The following is a 21,708-nucleotide window of genomic DNA, read 5'->3' as shown; positions in this document are numbered from 1 at the left end:
TCGGAACCCCGGCTACTCGTGGTGCCGTTGTTCGCGCTCGCAGCTCGTCGCTCGTCGCTTCCTCGCTACTTCTTCTCCGGCGTATACATCGGCACCGGAAACGGCGCGACGTTCGAGCCGCCTTCCAGCACGCTGATCTTGCTGACGCCCTGCTTGCGGACTTCGTCGATCCGGAGCACCGAATGCATCGGCAGATAGGTGCGTTTCACCCCTTCGAACTCGGACTTGATCCTTTCTTCCGAAGGATCCAGGACCACCGTCGAACGCTCTCCGAACACGAGCTCTTCGACCTCGATGAAACCGAAAATCGAGCCGTGGCTGACTTTGCGGGCATAGATCTCGTAGACCTTGCCCTGGTTGACGAAAACGACCTTAAAAATGTGAACAGTTGCCATATCTGGGGGCTACGGGGGTTGGTACGCTGGGAGCATATTACATAGCGCGGTCCGCCGGCCTTAAAGGCCTGGTCCGGATCGGGTTGTTCATGCGACGGCGGCTGCAGGAATCCCTCATCCAATGGCCCTGAAACTGAGAGTCATCAGCGACCATTACAAGGCGCTCGGCAAGCGCAGCTCGCAGCTGTTCGGTGTCACCGGCGGCCGGATCGGGCGTGCGCAGGATAACGACTGGGTGCTGCCGGACCCGGATCGATACGTGTCCAGCCACCATGTGAAAGTCGGCTTCCGGGGCGGCAAGTGGGTTCTCGAAGACACCAGCACCAACGGCACGTTCATCAACGGGTCGGATACCCCCGCTTCGCTCGAAGGTCCCTATTCCCTGCAGGACGGCGACCGCCTGCGCCTGGGCGACTATGAGCTGCTGGTCAGCATCGACGAGCGCAACGATTTCCCTTCGGATGCCACCGGCCAGTTGCCGACGCCCAAGCGGGTGCGCAACGGCACCAAGGCGCCTGAACCTCCCGAAGATCTGGGCGAAGAGCTCGACATCACTGACCTCCTGAGCGACTCGTTCCTGATGAACGACCCGGCACCCGTGCCGGCGCCGGTGACGAAGTCGGGACTCAAACCCGATCCGTTCGTGCTCACCGACGATCTGGAGCTGGCCGCGCCGGCGGACCCTCGCGCCGCGGCAAAGCCGACGCCAGCAGCGACCCAGGGTGGATTCAATTCCCTGCTCGAAAGCCTGACCCAGGACGAAGGCGAGCGGACGGTCGCACACGGCAAGAAGTCTGACGACTGGCAGATGCAGACGCGTCCGTACGATCGTCGCACGCTGGCAGCTCTCACTCCCGCATCGCTGGCACCGAAGGCGGCACCAGCCGCAGCCCCCACACTTCCCCCCGCACCGCCGAAGCCGGCCGCTGCGCCAGCCCCGACGCCTGCACCCCGCGATCCTGAACGGTCGCGACGGGCCGGCGATCACGTGGATGGCGGCGTCGATGCATTCTGCCGCGGCGCGGGCATCGATCCCTCAGCCCTGCCCTCCGACGCCCAGGTCGCACTGCTGACGCTCGCCGGTCAGTTGCTGCGCGAGACAGTGATGGGCCTGACCGAGACGCTCAAGGTCCGGTCCGACGTCAAGGACAAGATGCGCCTGTCGCAGACGATGATTCAGCCGGCCGAGAACAATCCGCTGAAGTTCTCGCCGAGCGTCGATGAAGCGCTGCTCAAGCTGCTCGCCCCGCACGGCAGCCGCTATCTCGGGCCGGTCGACGCGATCCGCGATTCCTTCGCGGACCTGCGCGCCCATCACAACTCGCTGATGACGGCGATGCAGGCCGGCATGGATGAATTCATGAATCGCATCGAGCCCGGCGAGCTCCAGGAACGCTTCGATCGCGGCCTCAAGCGCGGCTCACTGCTCGGCGCCGCCAACAAGATGAAGTACTGGGATCTCTACGGCGAGTTCTACCAGGCACTGAATCAGCGCAATGAGCAGGGTCTGCCGATCGTGTTCGCCGAAGAGCTGGCGCGCACCTACGCCGAGAGGGCGCAGAAGAAAAAGTGATGGCGTGATCCCCTGAGGCTCACGTGATCACTCGATCACCGGATCGCCTGTCCCTCTCTGTGCCGGCGGTCCTGAATCCGCCGCCACCCAATCCAGAATGTCGATGTAGCTGCGGATGTTGTCCACGAACCGCACGGGTTCCCATCCGCGCGCGTAGCCCCGCTTCACTTGCGTGTACCACTTCGACTGCGTGAGCAGTGGCAGGTGCTCGCGCACGTCGTTCCATGAGTCCGGGTTCTTGCCATGGATCTGCGTGAGGATTCGTGCGTCCTCGAGATGTCCGAGCCCGACGTTGTAAGCGGCAAGCGTCATCCACGTGCGATCAGGCTCGAGGATGCGATTCGGGATCTGGTTGCGGACGAGCAGGAAATACTGCGCGCCGCCGAAGATGCTTTCACGTGGATCGAGACGGTCCTGCACACCGAGACCCCGTGCCGTTTCTTCAGTGAGCATCATCAGGCCGCGAACGCCTGTGGGCGAAGTCGCCGTCGGCACCCAATGCGATTCCTGGTAGCCGATCGCGGCCAGCAAGCGCCAATCGATGCCGACCTGGGCAGCCGCCTCCTTGAACCAGTGACGGTATTGCGGCAGGCGCTCGGCGATGTCGTCGATGAAGACGCGGGCCTGGATGTAGTCGAAGCGATCGACGTCGCCGTAATAAGTGTCGAGGATCGAAGCGAGCCGGCCTTCGGCTTTCGCCGACGCATAGAAGGCGATGACTCGCTGCAAGAGGCTGGGATCCCGCGCGTCGACCGCCCATGCGAGCGCCTTGCCGCCCGTCAGATCGAAGGCGATGCGGATGTCGGGATGGAAAGCACGTCCGATCGCGAACTCGTTCGAATCCGCAACCGTGTAGTCGATCTCGCGCCGGGACAGCCGATAGAGCAGTTCTTCCGTCTCAGTCGCCGCGTTCTCGACCCAGGAAAGCTTGGGAACGAGCAATCGCGAAGCTTCGAGCGATGCCGCATGCGCGCTGCCCGCGACCACTTCGATATGCGAGTCGACGGTCTGCTGCAGATTCCGGGCCCGCGTCGAGCCCTGCCGGTAGATCAGGTGTTCCCTGACTTGCTGATAGGGAGGTCCGAATGCGAGCTCCGGCGGCAGCTTCATGCCACGGGTCAATCCCGCAGCTCCGATATGCGCGCGCTTCAGCGCGAGCTCGCGAACGACGTCGCCGACGTTGGGAACGGAATAAATGTACAGCCGGACGCCCAGCTCGGCCGCCATCTGGCTGGCGAGCTCGTATTCGGGCCCCTGCGGCCCGGAGGCACCGAGGTAATAGGTGCTGGGCAGGTTGCGGGTAACGACGCGCAGCTCACCCGCCTCCATGATCTCGTCCAGCACCGAAGGCGGCTGAGAACAGGTCCCGAGGAGCAGGAGCGCGACGATTGCCAGGGCAATCTTCAACGGCGCCCCCCGTTTCGGGGGACCTGGGTCCAGAATGTGAACAAGATCCGGCTACCTCAGCCGCTAAAGATTGCGCACAGCCTACAGTCTTGCGCCCGGCCTGGTATAGAATGCGCGCCCTCGCGCGGAAGGGTACCGAAGCGGTCACAACGGCACCGATTCGAAATCGGTTGAGGGCATAACCGCCCTACGAGGGTTCGAATCCCTCCCCTTCCGCCACTTACATGAAAGGCCCTCCGGAAACGGAGGGCCTTTGTCGTTTGTGGGTCTTTGTGGCTCCCACCGAACCGATCGCGGCCCTGCCGGTCCAATCCGGCGCGCTTTACATTCCTGGCGGCGCGGCACCACACTTCCCTTCCGACCCGGTCGAACGCACTGATGCGAAAAATCCTCACATTCCTCGGGACTGCGCTGCTCGCCTTTGCCGCGGGCGCACAGACCAATGTCGGCGACGATCTGCCCGATATCGGCAGCCCGGCGCAGACGATGATGACGCTCGAGGATGAGTACCAGATCGGCCGCATGGTGGTGCGTGGGTTGCGCGATCAGGACCAGGTCCTCGACGACCCGGAGGTCGCCGAATATCTCCAGTCCCTCGGTTCACGCCTGGCTAGCGAAGCCCACGATGGCGTCCAGCGCTTCACCTTCTTCGCGGTGAAGGATCGGGCGATCAACGCGTTTGCCCTGCCAGGTGGCTTCATCGGCATGAACGCCGGGCTCGTCCTCGAAACCAAGAATGAGAGCGAACTGGCCGGCGTCATGGCGCACGAAATCGCGCACGTTACGCAACGCCACATCGCGCGCAGCATTGCTGCACAGAGCCGCACGAGTCTCGTATCGACCGCTGCGATGCTCGCTGCGATTCTCCTGGGTGCCGCTGCAGGCGGCGGCGATGGCGCAATGGCAGGTGTCGCGGCAGCGCAGTCCCTCGCCATCCAGCAGCAGATCAGCTTCACCCGCGCGAACGAAACTGAAGCCGATCGCGTGGGCCTCGGCATTCTCGCCCGCTCGGGCTTCGATCCCGAAGGCATGCCCGCCTTCTTCGAAACCATGAGCCGCCACGCCGGCAGCAGCGAGCTCAACATTCCGGAAATGCTGCGCACGCACCCTGTGACGAGCACTCGTATCGCCGAGACGAAGCAGCGCGCCGAGCAGATCGAGATAACCCCGAATCCGGACAGCGTCAGCTATGCCTTGAGCCGCGAACGTCTGCGCGTACTCTCGACACCGGCGGGCAAGGATCCGCTCGAGTACTACACGGCAGTCATTCACAGCGAGCCCGACGCAAGTTCAGCCGAGATCTACGGGCAAGGGCTCGCGATGATGGTGTCGGGTCGCGCCGACAAGGCGATCGGCATCTTCCAGCGTCTGCGCGACGCGGACCCGACAGTCATGCAGTACCACACGGCTCTCGGTCAGGCGCAGCTGAAAGCCGGCAAAGGCAAGGAGTCCCTGGCTACGCTGGAAAAGGCACGCGAACTCTTCCCCCGCAACGTCGCAGTTACAGTGCGCTACGCCGAATCGCTGATGCAGACCGGCGATTCCAAGCGGGCTCACGAAATCCTGCTCGATCTGTTCAACGTGGTGCCGCCGACGCCGGAACAGGCACGATTGACGGCACTCGCCGCCAACGCCGCCGGAGACGTCGCGGACTCGTATTTCTACATGTCCGAGTACCACATCATGAGCGGCGACCTGCCGCTTTCGATCAATCAGCTGCAACTTGCGCTCGCCGTCCCGAAGATCACATCGGTGCAGCGCGCCCGCTTCCAGGCGCGGCTCGAAGAAGTGCAGCAAGCGATGCCCAAACGCGGAGCACGCCGCGCGTCTACCGGGCAGTCAAGACTGCAGGACATGAATTGATACAATGCCCCGCGGCGCCGCTCTTCCAAAGCGGTTCCTCTTTCATCGAAGCCAAGGATTTCTTCACCGCATGTCGTCCCTGATCCGCGGCGCAATCGCGCCGATGCGCGCGATCGCAATCATCGCAATCCTCCTCACTGCCGCCGGCTGCGCAACGACGCCCGGCCGCACTCGCAGCGACGATCCCTGGGAAGGCGCGAATCGCGGCATCTACAAATTCAACGACACGCTGGATCGCGCCGCCCTGAAGCCTGTAGCCAAGGGCTATCGCGCGATCACGCCACGCTGGTTTCGCACCGGCGTGGGCAATTTCTTCTCGAACCTCTCTTACCCCGCGACGGTCGTGAATCAGTTCCTGCAGGGCAAGCCGGGCACAGGCGCTCGTGACGCCGGCCGCTTCCTGTTGAACTCAACGATCGGTGTCGCCGGCCTGCTCGATGTTGCAACGCCGCTCGGGCTCGTCGCGAACGACGAAGATTTCGGTCAGACGCTCGCCGTGTGGGGCGTGGGATCCGGCCCGTACATCACGATGCCGCTGTTCGGCCCCTCCTCTTTGCGCGATGCGCCATCGAGGATCTTCGACTACTTCCTCGGTCCGCTCGAATACATGCACATCCCCTGGGAAGCCGAATGGGGCTTGCGCGGGATCGACATCGTGCACACGCGATCGGAGTTGTTGTCCCTCGATGCGACATTGCAGAGCGCATTCGATCCGTACGCCTTCATCCGGGATGCGTGGGTGCAGCAACGCGAGTTCGCGATCTACGACGGCAACCCGCCGCCGGAAACGCTGGAAGATTTTTCGGATGAGGAAGAGCCGGCGACGGGAGAGTCCGCTGCGGACGCACCAGCGCCGGAAGAACCTGCGACTGCCGAAGAGCCGGCGGCGGAGCCACCGACGCCCTGAACGTAGTCATCCCCGCGCAGGCGGGGATCCATCTTTGTCGAAAGGCATGGATTCCCGCGTACGCGGGAATGACGAATCGCGCTACGCCTTTTCGGCCGGGGCGTCGACCATCGGCGTAGCCGGCACCACACCCGAGCCGTTCTCGAGCAGCAGATCGTCGACTTCGCTGATCCGTGCAAGCGCCATGATCTGCTGCGGGACATCCTGGAAATAGATCTTGCCGCCGACGCTTCGCGTCTGGCGCAACCACTCGAGCACCAGCGCGAGACCCGCACTGTCACTCTCCTTGACCAGGGAGAGATCGACAGTGATGCTGGCATGCCCCTCGAACTTGCGGCTGCTCTCTTCGAGAATTCCCGTCACGGTGCTCGCGTCGAGGATTCCGCTTACACGAAAGCGGCCATCCCCGAGAGATTCGAGCTTCGCCTTGGGTGTCTGAGCGCGACTCACAAAGAAGACTTCAGGAAGCTTTGGCCGTGGGCTTCTGGACGGTGCCGCTCGCGATCTGGTCCTCGAGTCGCTTGATCACCGCCTCCAGGCCCTTCTGCTGGATCTCGGCGCCGAAGTCCGTACGGAACGACTTCACGTACGACACACCTTCGATCTGCACGTCGTACGCCTTCCAGCCGGCCGGCGTCTTGCGCAGCGAGTAGTTCACAGGAATGCGCGAACCGTTGTCGCGACGCACTTCGCTGCGGACCGTCACGTTCGAGTCCTGGGGATTACCCTGGAACGGCAGGATCTTCAGACGATCCGGCGTGAACTCGAGCAGCGCCGAGCCGTAGTTCTGCAGCATCGACTGGTAGAACGCGTCGATGAAGCGCTTGCGCTGTTCCGGCGTCGCCGTGCGCCAGTTCTTGGCGAGCACGAGCTGAGCGGCATACGCGGTGTCGAAGTACGGCAGCATGTTCTTGTCGACGAGCTCGCGCACCCGCGCCGGATTCTGCTTGTACTCGGCGCGATGCGCGTCGAGATCCTTCAGCGTGTCCTGCGCGACCTTGGTCACGAGCTCTGCTGGCCCGAGCTGCGCCGCGTCCTGGGCAATGGCCCGCCCACCCGTCGCCAGAAGGAATGCAGTCGCGAATCCGGCTGCAACCCATGCTCTGCGATTCATCATTGCTTCGTCTCCTCTGCTGCAGGCTCGTTCGCCTTGCTTGCGTCACCGCTGCCGCGCGCGAAAGTCGCGAACAGCTGATTGATCAGGTTCTCCAGCACGAACGCATCCTGGACCAGTTCGATGCGGTCGCCTTCCTTCAGGAATTCTTCCGCGCCGCCGGCCGTAATGCCGATGTACTGACCGCCCAGCAGACCCGACGTCATGATCGCGGCGTCGCTGTCCGTGGGAATGCGGTTGTAGGCCGAGCTGATGCGCAGCTTCACGACCGCCTTGTAGATCTGCTGGTCGTAGCCGATCGAGTCGACGCGGCCGATTGTGACGCCCGCCATCGAAACGGCGGCTCCCGGCTTCAGGCTGCCGACGTTCTCGAACTGCGCGTTCACCTGGTAACTGCCGCCGGAGATCGCCAGTTCCCGATTGGTGATCTGCGTCACCAGGAAGAACAGCGACGCGAATCCGAGCAGCACGAACAGCCCGGTGGAAATTTCTACAGCGCGTGTCGAACGCATGGCAAACCTCGGGTCAGATCACAGCATCAGGGCTGTGAGCATGTAATCCAGGATCAACGTCAGCACGGCGGACGTCACGACGGTACGGGTCGTTGCGCGACCTACGCCTTCGGCCGTGGGCGTCGCCGTGTAGCCTTCGTAGACCGCAATCAGGCTGCAGGCGAATCCGAACACACAGCCCTTGATGATGCCTTCGTAGACATCGTCGACACCGACGCTGGAACGCATCTGCGACCAGAACGATGCCGAGTCGACGCCGAACAACTGCACGCCGACGACCTGCACGCCGAAGATGCCGATCGCGATGAAGATCACCGTCAGCAGCGGCATCGCCAGGACACCGCCGAGAAAGCGTGGCGCCACGACGCGGCGAATGGGATCGACAGCCATCATTTCCATCGCGGTGAGCTGATCCGTGGCACGCATCAATCCGATCTCGGACGCCAGCGCGGTGCCGGCGCGCCCGGCGAAAAGCAGAGCGGTAACGACGGGCCCCAGCTCCTTGACGAGCGCCAGCGCCGCAGCGGTTCCCAGCGCATCTTCCGAACCGAAGCGCTGCAGCAAGTCATAGCCCTGCAATCCCAGCACGGCACCGACGAAGAGTCCGCACGTCATGATGATGACGAGCGACAGCGCACCGGCGTTGTGGACCTGCTCGATGATCAGTCCCGGACGCAGGAACGCTCGCGGCACCTGCGCAAGCACACGCCCCAGAAACAGGGTGGTCGCGCCGATGGTGGCGATGAACTGGCGCAGATTTTCCAGCAGCTCGCGCAGCAGGTTCATGATTTACCCGAGAGGAGCTGCTCGTAGTAATCGGGCGCCGGGTAGTGGAACGGCACCGGACCGTCGGCCAAACCGTTCATGAACTGATTCACGATTTCCGACGCGTGATCCTTGAGCTCCACGAACGTCCCCGCCGCGGCGACCTTGCCGCCGGCGATGATGTAGCTCGTGTCCGCCAGGATCGAAAGCTCCTCGACGTCGTGCGATACGACGATGCTCGTGATGCCGAGCGCGTAGTTCATCTGGCGCACCAGCCTCACAATCATGCCCATCGAGATCGGATCGAGGCCGGTGAACGGCTCGTCGTAGATGAGCATTTCCGGATCGGTCGCCATCGCGCGCGCCAGCGCGACACGACGCGCCATGCCCCCCGACAACTCGGACGGCATGAGTTGCGCTGCCCCGCGCAGACCAACGGCCTGCAGCTTAGTGAGCACGATGTTCCGGATCAGCGAATCGGGCAGATCGGTGTGCTCGCGCAGCGGAAACGCCACGTTCTCGAATACGTCGATGTCCGTCAGCAGCGCGCCGTTCTGGAACAGCATGCCCATGCGCATGCGCAGGTCATACAGCTCCTGGCGCGAGAGGCGGGAAACGTCGACGCCGTCGAAAAGGATCTGCCCGCGGTCCGGCTTGATCTGGCCCGTGACGAGCCGCAGAAGCGTCGTTTTGCCCGTGCCGCTCGGCCCCATCACGGCCGTGATACGGCCGCGTGGGATCGACATCGTGAGACCAGAGAAAATCGGCCGGTTGCCGACCGAGTAGTGAACGTCGCGGATCTCGACGATGTAGTCGGTGGCAGCGGACCGTGCGACTTCGGGTTGCGCCGTCACCGATTGCAACATTCAGCCTTCTTTGTGAGGGGCAGGGAAGCGGCTCAAGCCGCTTCCTGCTCCTGCTTGGACGAGTAGCTGCCGGTCTGCGCAAGACCGGTGAGACGCGCACGACGAGCGAATGCGCCCTGGCCGGCCGAGAAGTTCTCGGGCTTGCCGCCCCAGGCCTTCAGAGCCTCATCCTGCAGCGCGCGGCCGTACGAGAACGTCAGTGCCCACGGCAACGGGCCCATCTGATTCATGAGGCTCAGGTGTTCGGTCGCTTCCGCGGCGCTCTGTCCACCCGACAGGAATGCGATGCCCGGCACGGCGCCAGGCACGTAGCGCTTGAGAGTGCGCACCGTTGCTTCGGCGACCTGCTGCGCGTTCGCACGCGATGCTGCCTTCTTGCCCGAGATGACCATATTGGGCTTCAGGATCATGCCTTCCAGGTGAATGCGATGTGAATGCAGCTGCGAGAACACCTCCGAAAGCGTGTTCGACGTCACTTCTTCACAACGTTCGATGCTGTGAGCGCCGTCCATCAGCACTTCCGGCTCGACGATCGGGACGATGTTCGCTTCCTGGCACAGCGCCGCGTAACGGGCGAGTGCATGTGCATTCGCTTCGATCGCGAATGCCGTGGGGATGTCCTGTGCGATGTCGATCACCGCGCGCCACTTGGCGAAACGCGCACCGAGCTTGTAGTACTCGGCGAGACGCTCACGCAGGCCGTCGAGGCCTTCGGTGATCGTCTCATTGGGGAAATTCGTGAAGGGCTTCGCGCCCATGTCGACCTTGATGCCCGGGATGATGCCGAGCTTGCTCAGGTACTGCGGGAACGGCACGCCGTCCTTCGTCTTCTGCCGCAGCGTTTCGTCGTAGCAGATCACGCCGCTGATGTAGTCGGCCGCTTTCGGCGTAGTGAACAGCAGCTCGCGATACGTGCGACGGGCTTCTTCCGTCGACTCCAGTTTGATCGTGTCGAAACGCTTCTTGATCGTGCCGCTCGACTCGTCGGCCGCGAGGATGCCCTTGCCTTTCGCGACCATCGCTTTCGCGGTGGTCTCGAGTTCACTGCGATTCATACGTCCTGCACCTCTTGTAATTGCAGGGCCAGCCGTCGGATCAGCGCCTCGGATGGGCGCCTCGGGGCCGGGCCTGCGTTCGGGGGCGCGTAGGATAGCAAAATCATCCCCTCCCTCCCCTGTCGACGCTGAGCGACGGCGTTGTTGTCAGCATCAGACATCGCCGACGGGAAAAGTTGCCTTCGCATTTTGCAGTGGCTCGATCCGGTCCATTGGGACTAAAATAGTCCCATATTCGTCAGCCCCTGCCGGGTCCCATGCTCCGCATCAGCAAACTCACTGACTATGGAACGGTCATCCTCGCGTATCTGGCTTCGCAGCCGGATCGGCTCCTGGCCGCCGCCGAAGTGGCCGAGCGCACGCGCGTTGCGCTGCCGACCGTCAGTAAGCTCTTGAAAACACTGCAGCGCAGCGGCCTCGTCACATCGACCCGCGGCAGCCATGGCGGCTATCAGCTTGCCCTGCCCGCCGCGGAAATCACCGCGGCCAGGATCCTCGACGCACTCGAAGGGCCTTTTGCTATCACCGAGTGCAGCGGCCAGCACAGCAGCTGCGGTATCGAATCGAATTGCCGCGTCGGGCACGTCTGGCAGCGGGTGAATTCGGCGATCCGCCGGGCCCTGAACGATGTGACGCTGGCACAACTGGCCGGGGTTGAACGCGCCGGCACCACCACCATTCCATTGACCCGCATCACTCGCGCGACACACGAGTGAAGCCAACGATTATGTCCAGCAATCCGCAGACCGATCCCGCGCTCGAAGCCCTGGTTGGCCAGAAGTACCGCCACGGTTTCGTCACCGATATCGAATCCGACACCGTCCCTCCCGGGCTGGATGAGGACGTCATTCGTCTCATCTCCCGCAAGAAGAGCGAGCCGGAGTTCATGCTCGAGTGGCGCCTCAAGTCGTTCCGCCACTGGCTGACGATGCGTGAGCCGCACTGGGCACACCTGCGCGTCGCGCCGATCGACTACCAGGGCATCTCGTACTACTCCGCGCCGAAGTCGAAGGCGAATGCACCGAAGAGCATCGAGGAAGTCGATCCGAAGCTGCTCGAGACCTACGACAAGCTCGGCATTCCGCTGCATGAGCGTGCCCGTCTCGCGGGTGTCGCCGTCGACGCCGTGTTCGACAGCGTGTCGGTCGCGACGACATTCAAAGAACGCCTCGCCAAAGCAGGCGTCATCTTCTGCTCCTTCTCGGAAGCGGTCCGCAATCATCCCGAGCTGATCGAGCGTTACCTCGGCAGCGTCGTTGCGTATACGGACAACTTCTTCGCGACCCTGAATTCGGCGGTGTTTTCCGACGGTTCCTTCGTCTACGTGCCGAAAGGCGTGCGCTGCCCGATGGAGCTGTCGACCTACTTCCGCATCAACGCGGCCAACACCGGCCAGTTCGAGCGCACGCTGATCGTCGCCGACGAAGGCTCGTACGTGAGCTATCTGGAAGGTTGCACGGCGCCGATGCGCGACGAGAACCAGCTGCACGCCGCCGTCGTGGAGCTCGTCGCCCTCGACAATGCGCAGATCAAATACTCGACCGTACAGAACTGGTACCCGGGCGACGAACAAGGTCGCGGCGGCATCTACAACTTCGTCACCAAGCGCGGCGAATGCCGTGGCGCGAACTCGAAGATCAGCTGGACGCAGGTGGAAACCGGCTCCGCGATCACCTGGAAATATCCGAGCTGCATCCTGACGGGCGAGAACTCGGTCGGCGAGTTCTATTCGGTCGCGGTGACGAACAACTACCAGCAGGCCGACACCGGCACGAAGATGATCCACATCGGCCGCAACACGCGCAGCACGATCGTGTCGAAAGGCATCTCGGCCGGCCACGCCCAGAACAGCTATCGCGGCCTGGTGAAGATCCTGCCGAGCGCAACGAACGCCCGCAACTTCACGCAGTGCGACTCGCTGCTGATGGGCGATCAGTGCGGCGCACACACCTTTCCCTACATGGAAGTGCGTACGCCGACGGCCAGCGTCGAACATGAAGCCACCACGTCGAAGATCGGCGACGACCAGCTGTTCTATTGCCTGAGCCGGGGCATCTCGGAAGAAGACGCGGTGAACATGATCGTGAACGGCTTCTGCAAAGCCGTGTTCAAGGAATTGCCGATGGAGTTCGCGGTGGAAGCTCAGAACCTCCTCGCGGTGAGCCTGGAAGGCGCGGTGGGATAGGAATTGGGAGTGGGAGTTTCACACCGAGATCACGCAGTGCACGGAGTGAAGAATTCGTTCGCTTACGATCTGCGTGATCTCCGTGAACTCCGTGTGAAACGTCTTGGGTCTTGAGATCGAAGAAATGCTGAAGATAGAAAACCTGCAGGTGAAGGCCGGCGACAAGCAGATCCTCAAGGGACTGAACCTCGAGGTGAAGGCCGGTGAAGTGCACGCCATCATGGGCCCGAACGGCTCCGGCAAGAGCACGCTGGTGCAAGTGCTCGCGGGCCGTGAAGGCTATGAAGTGACCGGCGGCACCGCGACGTACAACGGCAAGGACCTGCTCGCCATGGCGCCGGAAGAGCGGGCGCGCGAAGGTGTGTTCCTCGCCTTCCAGTACCCTGTTGAGATCCCCGGCGTGAACAACGTCTACCTGCTCAAGGCCGGCCTCAATGCGATCCGCAAGCATCGCGGCGAGGCGGAAGTCGATGCGTTCGAATTCCTCTCGCTCGTCCGCGAGAAGATGAAGCTGATGCAGATGGACGAAAGCTTCCTCAATCGTGGCGTGAACGAAGGCTTTTCCGGCGGCGAGAAGAAGCGCAACGAGATCCTGCAGATGGCAGTACTCGAACCGGCGCTGGCCCTGCTCGACGAAACCGACTCCGGCCTCGACATCGATGCGCTTCGCGTCGTGGCCAACGGCGTCAACAGCCTGCGCCGCCAGGACCGCGCCATTCTCATGGTCACTCACTATCAGCGCCTGCTCGACTACATCGAGCCCGATCGCGTGCACGTGCTTTCCGGCGGTCAGATTCTCAAGAGCGGCGACAAGTCGCTCGCGCTCGAACTGGAGAAGCGCGGCTACGACTGGATCCGCCAGGGAGCTGCAGCAGCATGAGCGCTGCCGCCCCAAAAGCCACCACGTCTGTCGATCGGTATCGATCGCTGTTCGACGCGCGTCCGCTGCCCGACAACGCACTGACGCAGTGGCGTCGCGCTGCGTTCGAGAGATTCGCAGCGATCGGACTGCCGACGCAGCGCGAAGAGGACTGGAAGTACACGAACCTGCGTCGACTGGAGTCGCGGCAGTTCACGCCGGCGACCCCTGCCCCTGTCGCGACCGACGAAAGCCGCTGGATCGCGAATGCAGGCGCCCGGATCGTGCTGGCGAATGGACATGCGCTTGCCTCGCTGTCCACCGTGTCGCCCCAGCCTCCGGGCGTCACGCTGCTCACGCTTGGCCAGTGGATCGCGAACAGCCCCGAACAGGTCGCTGAGTTTCTCCAGAAGCAGCGTCGCGACGCATCCTCGTTCGAACTGCTGAACGCAGCTTTCCTCGAGGATGGCGTCGTCATCGATCTCGCCGACGGCGCCCGCTTCGATCAGCCCATCTATGTGATTCACCAGATGGGCCCGGGCAACGGCATGAGTCATCCGCGGATCTTCGTCCGCTGCGGGCGCAACAGCGCATGCACGCTGGTCGAGCATTACATCGGTGCTGCTGACAGCGAGACGCTGACGAACAGCGTGGTCTCGCTCGATCTCGCGCAGGGCGCGAAGGTTGCGCACTACCGGCTGCAGCAGGAATCCAGCCGCAGCTTTCATATCGGCACTGTGCACGCGCACCTCGATCGGGACAGCCGCTACGCCTGTCGCGACATCGCGCTCGGCGCAACGCTTGCACGGACACACATCACAGCGACGCTCGCGGGACCTGGAGCCGAAGCGACGCTACAGGGTCTGTTCGCGCCGAGCGGCACGCAGCACCTGGATACCTACACGCTGGTCGACCACGCTGCTCCGCACACGCTCAGCAACGAAGAATATCGGGGCGTCGCGGATGGTCGCGGCCGCGGTGTCTATCGCGGCAAGGTCATCGTCCGCAAGGACGCCCAGAAGATCGATTCGCGCCAGTCGAGCCGCAACCTGCTTCTCTCGCCGACCGCCGAGATCGACACGCGGCCGGAACTCGAGATCTACGCGAACGACGTGAAATGCAGCCACGGCGCCACGACCGGCCAGCTCGACTCGACTGCCCTTTTCTACTTGCGATCGCGCGGATTGTCTGAAGACGAGGCACGCGGCCTGCTCATCCGGGCATTCGCCGAATCCATCCTTTCCACCATCGAACTGGAACCGCTGCGACAGCATCTCGAGCAGCAGCTGAACGAGCGGTTCGCCAGCAGCGAGGCTCGAGCATGAGCGCCCGCCCAGCCCCCCGACCCAGCAGCTTCGACGTTGCGGCGATTCGTCGCGACTTTCCGATCCTCGACCAGAAGATCAACGGCAAGCCGCTCGTCTATCTCGACAACGCCGCATCGAGCCAGCGTCCGCAACAGGTGCTCGACGCTATCACGCACTATTACACTCATGACCACGCGAACGTGCATCGCGGTGTTCACACGCTGAGCCAGCGAGCGACGGATGCGTACGAAGGGACCCGCGAGATCGTTCGCCAGTTCATCAACGCCCGCGACACGAAGGAGATCATCTTCGTCCGCGGCACGACGGAAGCGGTCAATCTCGTCGCGCAGAGCTTCGTCCGGCCGAAGGTCGGCCCCGGCGACGAGATCCTGATTTCCGGCCTGGAGCATCACGCCAACATCGTGCCGTGGCAGCTCGTTTGCGAGCAGACCGGCGCGTCGCTGAAGGTCATTCCGATCACGCAGAGCGGCGAAGTCGATTTCGCTGCGTTCGAGAAACTGATCGGCCCGCGCACCAAGCTGCTGGCCCTCGCCCACGTATCGAATGCGCTGGGTACTGTCGTGCCGGTCGAGAAATTCATCGCGGTCGCGCGCCAGCATGGCGTTCCCGTACTGCTCGACGGTGCTCAGGCTGTCCCTCACGGCAAGGTCGACGTGCGTGCGCTCGGTTGCGACTTCTATTGCTTTTCGAGCCACAAGATGGTCGGCCCGACAGGCATGGGCATCCTCTACGGCCGCCAGGCGCTGCTCGAAGCCATGCCGCCGTGGCAGGGCGGCGGCGACATGATTCTCTCGGTCTCGTTCGAGAAGACGACATACAACCAGCTGCCGTGGAAGTTCGAAGCCGGCACGCCGAACATCGCCGGCACAATCGGTCTCGGTGCCGCCATCCGGTATCTGGAGTCGATCGGCCTCGAAAGGATCGCGGCCTACGAGCACGAGCTGCTCGTGTACGCGACCCAGCGCGTACAGGAAATTCCCGGCGTGAGGATCATCGGCACCGCTCCGCAGAAGGCAGCGGTCGTATCGTTCGTGATGGACGGCATCCATCCGCACGACATCGGCACGATCCTCGACACGGAAGGCGTCGCCATCCGCACCGGCCATCATTGCGCCATGCCCGTCATGGACTTCTTCAGGATTCCCGCGACCGCGCGCGCTTCGATGTCGTTCTACAACACGTTCGAAGAGGTCGATGCGCTGGCCGCGGCACTCGAACATACGCGCAAGGTACTGGGCTAGATGGATCTCAAGGATCTCTACCGCGACGTGATCGTCGATCACAACCGCAATCCCCGGAACTTCGGCAAGCTGGATCCGGCCGATGCGCACGCCGACGGTCACAATCCGCTCTGCGGCGACCGGTTGTCGCTGTACGTGAATCTCGATGGCGACCGCATCCGCGAAGTGAAATTCGACGGCAGCGGCTGCGCGATCTCCGTCGCCTCCGCGTCCCTGCTGACCGAAGCCGTCAAAGGCAAATCGCGTCCGGAAGTGAAGGCCCTCTTCGACGACATGCACTCGCTGCTGACGCAGCACGACTCCACCGTCGACGTTTCGAAACTCGGCAAGCTTGCCGCGCTCTCCGGTGTCCGCGAGTTTCCGGCGCGAGTGAAATGCGCGAGCTTGTGTTGGCACACGCTGAATGCCGCGTTGGATCAGCAAGCAGAACCAGTGAGCACGGAATAACACCATGCAGAGGAAGATCTCCACGGGGCACACGGGGAAGCACGGGGATAAGAGGAAGCTCTTTATCGTTTCGCCGGCTTGTCCCCGTGATCCCCGTGTACCCCGTGGAGAATCCTCTCTTCTCTTCTGACCATGTACCGACACGAACAAGTCCCTTTCACGCTGCAACGCGACGTCGAAGCCATCATGGTGCCGGCGGGTGTCCCCGTGACCCTGCGCGCCGACAAGACCGGCTTCATCACGCAGGCGCTCGGCGGCAGCTTCACGGTTTACATCGAAGGCAATCTCTTCCGTGTTCCCGGCAAGGATGCGGACGCGCTCGGCCAGGAGGTCGCACTGGGACCCGAACTGCCGCCGGATGCCACGGACGAGGATGTGAAGAACCTCGTGTGGGACCAGATGCGTACCTGCTACGACCCGGAGATCCCGGTGAACATCGTCGAGCTGGGGCTGATCTACGAGTGCGAGATCTCCCACGAAGAGTCGGGCGAGCGTATCGCGACGATCAAGATGACGCTGACGGCGCCCGGCTGCGGCATGGGCGAAGTGCTCGTGCAGGACGTCAAGGACAAGGTCGAAGCCGTGCCGACGATCAAGCGCGCCGATGTCGAGCTCGTATTCGATCCGCCGTGGAATCAGACGATGATGTCGGAAGCGGCGCGGTTGCAGACAGGAATGATGTAACCGCCCATGACCTGGATTGCCGTGGCACCAGCGGTCTCTGTAGTCCCCGGAGATTACGCGCAGGTCGAGATCGATGGGGCATTGGTTGCTGTGTTCAACGTGGCCGGCAAGTTCTACGCGATCGACGATGTGTGCACCCACGACGGCGGTGAGCTCGCCGGAGGTGCCGTCGAAGAAGATGTTGTCATCTGCCCTCGTCATGGCGCACGCTTCTGCCTGCGGACAGGCGCCGCGCTCACTCCTCCCGCCTACGAGCCCGTCCGCACCTACGAAACCCGTGTCGTCGATGGCGTCGTCGAAGTCCGGTCGCTGGACTGACGTCGTCACAACATCACCCGATCACCTCATCCTCTGCCCATGCTCCGCCTCACCCTCGTCCGCCACGCCAAGACCGAACCCGCTGTTGCTGGTCAGGAAGACTGGGATCGAGTACTCGAACCGCGTGGGCAACGTGACGCGCCCGAAATGGCAAGGCGCGTGAAGGATGCGTACGGGAAGCCCGACAAGGTCATAGCAAGCCCTGCCGTGCGGGCGATCACCACCGCCAACATCATGGCCCGCGTTCTCGGAGTAACCGCGGCAAGGATCGTTCAGGACGAACGGCTGTATCTCGCGTCGCCGCGCACGATGCTCGAAGTCGTCCACGAGTCCGGCGGGGCCGAAAAGCATCTGATGATCGTCGGCCACAATCCCGGCATCACCGAATTCGCCGACAAGCTCGCTGGTGAGCGCTCGGTCGACAACATGCCGACCTGCGCTGTCTTCTCGCTGGAGTTCGATGTCACCCGCTGGGATGAGCTCGTCTGGGCCACCGGCGTCAACGCCGACTTCGACTACCCGAAGAAGGCGTGAGCGATCAAAGATTTCACACGGAGATCACGGAGTCCACGGAGGCCTGAGAGTCTCAACCCTCCATCTCCTCGATCTCCTCGATCTCCTCGATCTCCTCGATCTCCGTGATCTCCGTGAACTCCGTGTGAAACTCCGCCTCTTCACTCCGCTTCTTCACTCCGCCGCGATCGTGAGCAAGCTCGCGTTGCCGCCGATGGCAGCGGTGTTGATCGTGATCGTCTGCTCGGTCGCAAACCGATGCAGGTAGTACGGACCGCCCGCCTTCGGGCCCGTGCCGGACAAACCGCGACCGCCGAATGGCTGCACGCCCACCACCGCACCGATCATGTTGCGATTCACGTAGACGTTGCCTGATCGCACACGCGACGCGATGTAGCGCGCCGATGCATCGACGCGGGTATGGATACCGAGCGTCAATCCGTAGCCCGTGTTGTTGATGGCATCGATGACCTTGTCGAGGTCCTCGGCCCGATAGCGGATCACGTGCACGATCGGTCCGAAGACTTCGCGAGTGAGCTCCGCGAGAGAGCTGATTTCGACGGCCAGCGGCGCGAAGAATGAGCCGCGCCGTTGTAACTCGACCGACATCTCCTCGGCATGCTGCCAGCGAGCGCTCTTCGTGATATTGCGTGCATGCGCGCCGAGCACGCTGCATGACGGCTCATCGATCACGGGACCGACATCCGTGGAGATGTCCGCCGGGTCGCCGATCTTCAGCTCATCCATGTAGCCCGCAAGCAGCTGCAGTACACGATCCGCGATGTCGTCCTGCACGAAGAGCGCCCGCAACGCGGAGCAACGCTGGCCCGCGCTGTTGAAGCCCGACTGGACGACGTCGAGAACGATCTGCTCGGGCAACGCCGAGCTGTCGGCGATGAGCGCATTCTGGCCGCCCGTTTCGGCAATGAGCACCGGAATCGGACCGCTGCGGCCCGCGAGCGATCGGTTGATCGCCTGTGCCGTTTCCGTGGACCCCGTAAATGCAACACCCGCGATGCGTGGATCGGCAACCGCACGCGCACCGACGCTGGCGCCATCGCCAGTGAGCAGGTGCAGGACATTGGGCGGCACTCCCGCTTCGAGCAGCAGTTCCACTGCGCGTGCCGCGACGAGCGGCGTCTGTTCGGCGGGTTTCGCGATGACGGAGTTCCCCGCGGCCAGCGCGGCGGCAATCTGCCCCGTAAAGATCGCGAGGGGAAAATTCCACGGACTGATGCAGACGAAAACGCCACGACCATGCAGCTTCAGTTCGTTGCTCTCACCCGTCGGGCCGGGCAGCGACAAACCCTTGCCGAATCCCTCCTCGGCCCGGGCTGCGTAGTAGCGCAGGAAATCCACGGCCTCGCGTACTTCCGAGATGCTGTCCGGAATCGATCGGCCGCCTTCCCGCACGCAATAAGCGACGAGCTGCGCCAGATGCTTTTCATACAGGTCGGCAGCCTTCAACAGAATCGCTGCGCGCTCAGCGGCCGCGGTCGAATTCCAATCCGGCTGTGCGGCAACGGCGGCTGAAATCGCCGCGTCGACGGTCGCTTCGCTTGCGACGCTGACCGTGCCGATCACTTCCGAACGATTCGCCGGATTGGTGACAGACATTGCCTGCGCGGCAATGGCCTTGCCGGACACGATCGGACCCGCTCGCCACGGCTGCAGGCTGGCCTGCTGCATTCCGCTCACCAGCGCCTGCAGCTCTGCAGGGTCCGGAAGATTGACGCCCTTCGAGTTCAGGCGCTCGTCGCCGTAGAGGTTGCGCGGCGCGGGAATCCGCGGATGCGCCTTCTGCTTCAATGAGTCGACGACGCTGACCGGATCGCGAATGATCTCGTCCACCGCCGTGTCCGCGTCGACGATGCGATTGACGAACGACGTGTTCGCGCCATTCTCCAGCAGGCGACGCACCAGGTACGGGAGAAGCTCTTCATGAGACCCTACCGGTGCATAGATGCGGCACGGCACATTGAGCTTGTCGGGACCGACGAGCTGCGCGTGCAGATCCTCGCCCATGCCGTGCAGCCGCTGAAACTCGAACGGCCGGCCGGCGCTGCGAGCCAGCTCCAGAATCGTTGCCACGGTCTGGGCGTTGTGCGTCGCGAACTGCGGGTAAATGGCGTCGCCAGCTGCAATCAGCTCACGCGCGCAGGCGATGTACGAGACGTCCGTGTTCACCTTGCGCGTGAACACCGGATACCCCGCGAGGCCGCGCTCCTGCGAGCGCTTGATCTCGCTGTCCCAGTACGCACCCTTCACAAGTCGTACGTTGAGACGCCGACCGGTCGACTTCGCGAGCGCGACGAGGAACGCGATCACATCGAGCGTTCGCTTCTGGTACGCCTGAACGGCAAGGCCGAATCCCTGCCAGCCTTCGAGCTGCGGAGCGCGGGCAACGTGTTCGATGAGTTCCAGCGACAACTCGAGTCGCTCGGCCTCTTCAGCATCGACCGTCAGCGCGATGCCGCCGTCGCGAGCCGCAATCGCAAGCTCGAGCAGCCTCGGCGCGAGTTCCTGGTGCACGCGCTTGCGCTGTGTGAACTCGTAGCGCGGGAACAATGCGGAGAGCTTCACGGAGATGCTCGGCGCGGATTCGATCGGCGTTCCCTTGGCGACGCTCGCAGCAACTTCCCGGATCGCCGAGTGATAGGCGCCCATGTAGCGCAATGCGTCCGCACTCGTGAGCGCGGACTCGCCGAGCATGTCGAACGAGTGGCGATAAAGACGATGCTCGGTACTGTGCGAACGTTCGAGGGCTTCGCCAATCGTGCGCCCCATCACGAACTGGTGCCCCATGATGCGCATGGCCTGGCGGAAAGCGGCGCGAAGCACCGGCTCGCCGATCCGGCCGGCGATGCGCGCCACGAAGCCGCGCGGATCATGAGTATCTTCGTCCGTTGGCCGCACGATGCGGCCGGTCAGCATCAATCCCCAGGTGGAGGCGTTTACGAACAGGGACTCTGCCTCACCGAAGTGGGAAGCCCAGTCCCCACGCGTAATCTTGTCGGCGATCAGCTTGTCGGCCGTTGCATCGTCGGGGATGCGCAGCAGTGCCTCCGCGAGGCACATCAGGATCACGCCTTCCTGCGATGACAGGTCGTACTGGCGCAGGAAAGCATCGAGGCCGCTGCGCTCCGTCTGGTTCTGACGCACGCCCTCCACGAGCTGCTTCGCCTGTGCGGCGATGCGGCGCTGCTGATCGGGCGCAAGGCGCGCGCGATCGGCGAGAGCAGCGACGATCTTCTCTTCGTCGCCGAGGTAATTGCGGTTGATCTGCTCGGCGACGGATCGCTCGGCGCTCATGATGTCGTGCTCGTCGTATACAAGTGGGTGGCGAAACGCAGCCCGCGTTGTCGTACGTTTGCGGGCGGATGCGTGTTGTACCGTACGGATTGTCCGACAGCCAGCCTTGCAATCCGCATGTCGTGCAGCATGCAACGCAGCTGACGAATCCGCTGTTTCCGCGCGTCCCCTTCCTGTTGAGAAAGGGCCATCCGGTGGACGCTGCCGGGGTCTTGCGCGCGAGTCGGAATCTGTTGCATTCATGCCTCGTATACCGCGCGATGGAGATTGAACTCCCGGCCGAACTCCGGGCGCTTACAGGCATCCAACAGGCGTCCCGGAATTTCGCATCTGTCAGCGAACACAGACAGCGAGCGCGCGGCCC

General features: G+C 63.2%; 21 protein-coding genes and 1 tRNA gene. 13 read left to right on the top strand and 9 right to left on the bottom strand.

Going from position 1 to position 21,708, the window contains the following annotated elements; translation table 11 throughout:
• Positions 1–65: 65 nt before the first annotated feature.
• Positions 66–395, bottom strand: coding sequence for a DUF1820 family protein (locus tag HNQ60_RS01900; protein ID WP_184329325.1), 330 nt, complete (start codon positions 393–395; stop codon positions 66–68).
• A gap of 121 nt (positions 396–516) precedes the next feature.
• On the opposite strand from HNQ60_RS01900, the gene tagH reads away from it, so the two are divergent.
• Complete coding sequence (gene tagH, locus HNQ60_RS01895; protein ID WP_184329324.1) at positions 517–1,968, top strand: type VI secretion system-associated FHA domain protein TagH; 1,452 nt, start codon at positions 517–519, stop codon at positions 1,966–1,968.
• A 27-nt stretch (positions 1,969–1,995) separates the two neighbouring features.
• Here tagH and mltF read toward each other — a convergent pair whose 3' ends face one another.
• The gene (gene mltF, locus HNQ60_RS01890; RefSeq protein ID WP_184329323.1) at positions 1,996–3,375 is read right to left on the bottom strand and encodes a membrane-bound lytic murein transglycosylase MltF; all 1,380 of its coding nucleotides are present in this window, start codon (positions 3,373–3,375) and stop codon (positions 1,996–1,998) included.
• Positions 3,376–3,501: 126 nt separating this feature from the next.
• On the opposite strand from mltF, the gene HNQ60_RS01885 reads away from it, so the two are divergent.
• The 3 genes from HNQ60_RS01885 to HNQ60_RS01875 all read left to right on the top strand — a co-directional run bounded on the left by HNQ60_RS01885 (position 3,502) and on the right by HNQ60_RS01875 (position 6,145).
• Positions 3,502–3,594: transfer RNA gene (locus tag HNQ60_RS01885), tRNA-Ser, on the top strand.
• Positions 3,595–3,753: 159 nt separating this feature from the next.
• Positions 3,754–5,238 (top strand): M48 family metalloprotease, encoded by a 1,485-nt coding sequence (locus tag HNQ60_RS01880; RefSeq protein ID WP_184329322.1) that lies wholly within the window; start codon positions 3,754–3,756, stop codon positions 5,236–5,238.
• Positions 5,239–5,308: 70 nt separating this feature from the next.
• The gene (locus tag HNQ60_RS01875; RefSeq protein ID WP_184329321.1) at positions 5,309–6,145 is read left to right on the top strand and encodes an MlaA family lipoprotein; all 837 of its coding nucleotides are present in this window, start codon (positions 5,309–5,311) and stop codon (positions 6,143–6,145) included.
• An 81-nt stretch (positions 6,146–6,226) separates the two neighbouring features.
• Here HNQ60_RS01875 and HNQ60_RS01870 read toward each other — a convergent pair whose 3' ends face one another.
• From HNQ60_RS01870 to HNQ60_RS01845, 6 genes are read right to left on the bottom strand one after another with little or no spacing between them, the layout of a single operon-like run.
• Positions 6,227–6,595, bottom strand: a complete 369-nt coding sequence (locus tag HNQ60_RS01870) for an STAS domain-containing protein (protein WP_184329320.1) — start codon at positions 6,593–6,595, stop codon at positions 6,227–6,229.
• Positions 6,596–6,605: 10 nt separating this feature from the next.
• Positions 6,606–7,262, bottom strand: a complete 657-nt coding sequence (locus HNQ60_RS01865; protein ID WP_184329319.1) for an MlaC/ttg2D family ABC transporter substrate-binding protein — start codon at positions 7,260–7,262, stop codon at positions 6,606–6,608.
• Positions 7,259–7,771: an outer membrane lipid asymmetry maintenance protein MlaD gene (gene mlaD / locus HNQ60_RS01860; RefSeq protein ID WP_184329318.1), complete on the bottom strand. Its 513-nt coding sequence runs from the start codon at positions 7,769–7,771 to the stop codon at positions 7,259–7,261. The genes HNQ60_RS01865 and mlaD overlap by 4 nt, the downstream gene beginning before the upstream one ends.
• Before the next feature lie 18 nt (positions 7,772–7,789).
• The gene (gene mlaE, locus HNQ60_RS01855; protein ID WP_184329317.1) at positions 7,790–8,557 is read right to left on the bottom strand and encodes a lipid asymmetry maintenance ABC transporter permease subunit MlaE; all 768 of its coding nucleotides are present in this window, start codon (positions 8,555–8,557) and stop codon (positions 7,790–7,792) included.
• On the bottom strand, positions 8,554–9,402 hold the full coding sequence (locus HNQ60_RS01850) for an ATP-binding cassette domain-containing protein (protein WP_184329316.1): 849 nt from the start codon (positions 9,400–9,402) through the stop codon (positions 8,554–8,556). The genes mlaE and HNQ60_RS01850 overlap by 4 nt, the downstream gene beginning before the upstream one ends.
• 32 nt (positions 9,403–9,434) lie before the next feature.
• On the bottom strand, positions 9,435–10,457 hold the full coding sequence (locus HNQ60_RS01845; protein WP_184329315.1) for a class I fructose-bisphosphate aldolase: 1,023 nt from the start codon (positions 10,455–10,457) through the stop codon (positions 9,435–9,437).
• Positions 10,458–10,714: 257 nt separating this feature from the next.
• Here HNQ60_RS01845 and HNQ60_RS01840 point away from each other — a divergent pair, with 257 nt between their 5' ends.
• From HNQ60_RS01840 to HNQ60_RS01800, 9 genes are all read left to right on the top strand, one after another.
• A complete protein-coding gene (locus HNQ60_RS01840) occupies positions 10,715–11,173 on the top strand; it encodes an SUF system Fe-S cluster assembly regulator (protein WP_184329314.1) in 459 nt (152 codons plus the stop codon).
• Between the two features lie 11 nt (positions 11,174–11,184).
• On the top strand, positions 11,185–12,642 hold the full coding sequence (gene sufB, locus HNQ60_RS01835; RefSeq protein WP_184329313.1) for a Fe-S cluster assembly protein SufB: 1,458 nt from the start codon (positions 11,185–11,187) through the stop codon (positions 12,640–12,642).
• A 124-nt stretch (positions 12,643–12,766) separates the two neighbouring features.
• Positions 12,767–13,522 (top strand): Fe-S cluster assembly ATPase SufC, encoded by a 756-nt coding sequence (sufC, locus tag HNQ60_RS01830; RefSeq protein ID WP_184329312.1) that lies wholly within the window; start codon positions 12,767–12,769, stop codon positions 13,520–13,522.
• The gene (gene sufD / locus HNQ60_RS01825; RefSeq protein WP_184329311.1) at positions 13,519–14,826 is read left to right on the top strand and encodes a Fe-S cluster assembly protein SufD; all 1,308 of its coding nucleotides are present in this window, start codon (positions 13,519–13,521) and stop codon (positions 14,824–14,826) included. The genes sufC and sufD overlap by 4 nt, the downstream gene beginning before the upstream one ends.
• Positions 14,823–16,070 (top strand): cysteine desulfurase, encoded by a 1,248-nt coding sequence (locus HNQ60_RS01820; protein ID WP_184329310.1) that lies wholly within the window; start codon positions 14,823–14,825, stop codon positions 16,068–16,070. The genes sufD and HNQ60_RS01820 overlap by 4 nt, the downstream gene beginning before the upstream one ends.
• Positions 16,071–16,517 (top strand): Fe-S cluster assembly sulfur transfer protein SufU, encoded by a 447-nt coding sequence (gene sufU / locus HNQ60_RS01815; RefSeq protein ID WP_184329309.1) that lies wholly within the window; start codon positions 16,071–16,073, stop codon positions 16,515–16,517. It abuts the gene before it with no gap.
• A 132-nt stretch (positions 16,518–16,649) separates the two neighbouring features.
• Complete coding sequence (gene sufT / locus HNQ60_RS01810; RefSeq protein WP_184329308.1) at positions 16,650–17,201, top strand: putative Fe-S cluster assembly protein SufT; 552 nt, start codon at positions 16,650–16,652, stop codon at positions 17,199–17,201.
• Between the two features lie 6 nt (positions 17,202–17,207).
• Positions 17,208–17,519: a non-heme iron oxygenase ferredoxin subunit gene (locus tag HNQ60_RS01805; protein WP_184329307.1), complete on the top strand. Its 312-nt coding sequence runs from the start codon at positions 17,208–17,210 to the stop codon at positions 17,517–17,519.
• A gap of 39 nt (positions 17,520–17,558) precedes the next feature.
• Positions 17,559–18,053 (top strand): SixA phosphatase family protein, encoded by a 495-nt coding sequence (locus HNQ60_RS01800; protein ID WP_184329306.1) that lies wholly within the window; start codon positions 17,559–17,561, stop codon positions 18,051–18,053.
• A gap of 153 nt (positions 18,054–18,206) precedes the next feature.
• Here the strand turns inward: HNQ60_RS01800 and putA are convergent, their stop codons facing one another.
• Positions 18,207–21,344 carry a bifunctional proline dehydrogenase/L-glutamate gamma-semialdehyde dehydrogenase PutA gene (putA, locus tag HNQ60_RS01795; RefSeq protein ID WP_184329305.1) on the bottom strand — a complete coding sequence of 1,046 codons (3,138 nt, stop codon included), beginning with the start codon at positions 21,342–21,344 and terminating at the stop codon, positions 18,207–18,209.
• Between the last annotated feature and the right edge of the window lie 364 nt (positions 21,345–21,708).

The organism is Povalibacter uvarum (assembly GCF_014202975.1).
Taxonomy (GTDB): Bacteria; Pseudomonadota; Gammaproteobacteria; order Steroidobacterales; family Steroidobacteraceae; genus Steroidobacter; species Steroidobacter uvarum.
Note: the sequence above shows the minus strand (reverse complement) of the source record. Positions and strands in the feature narration are given on the sequence as shown.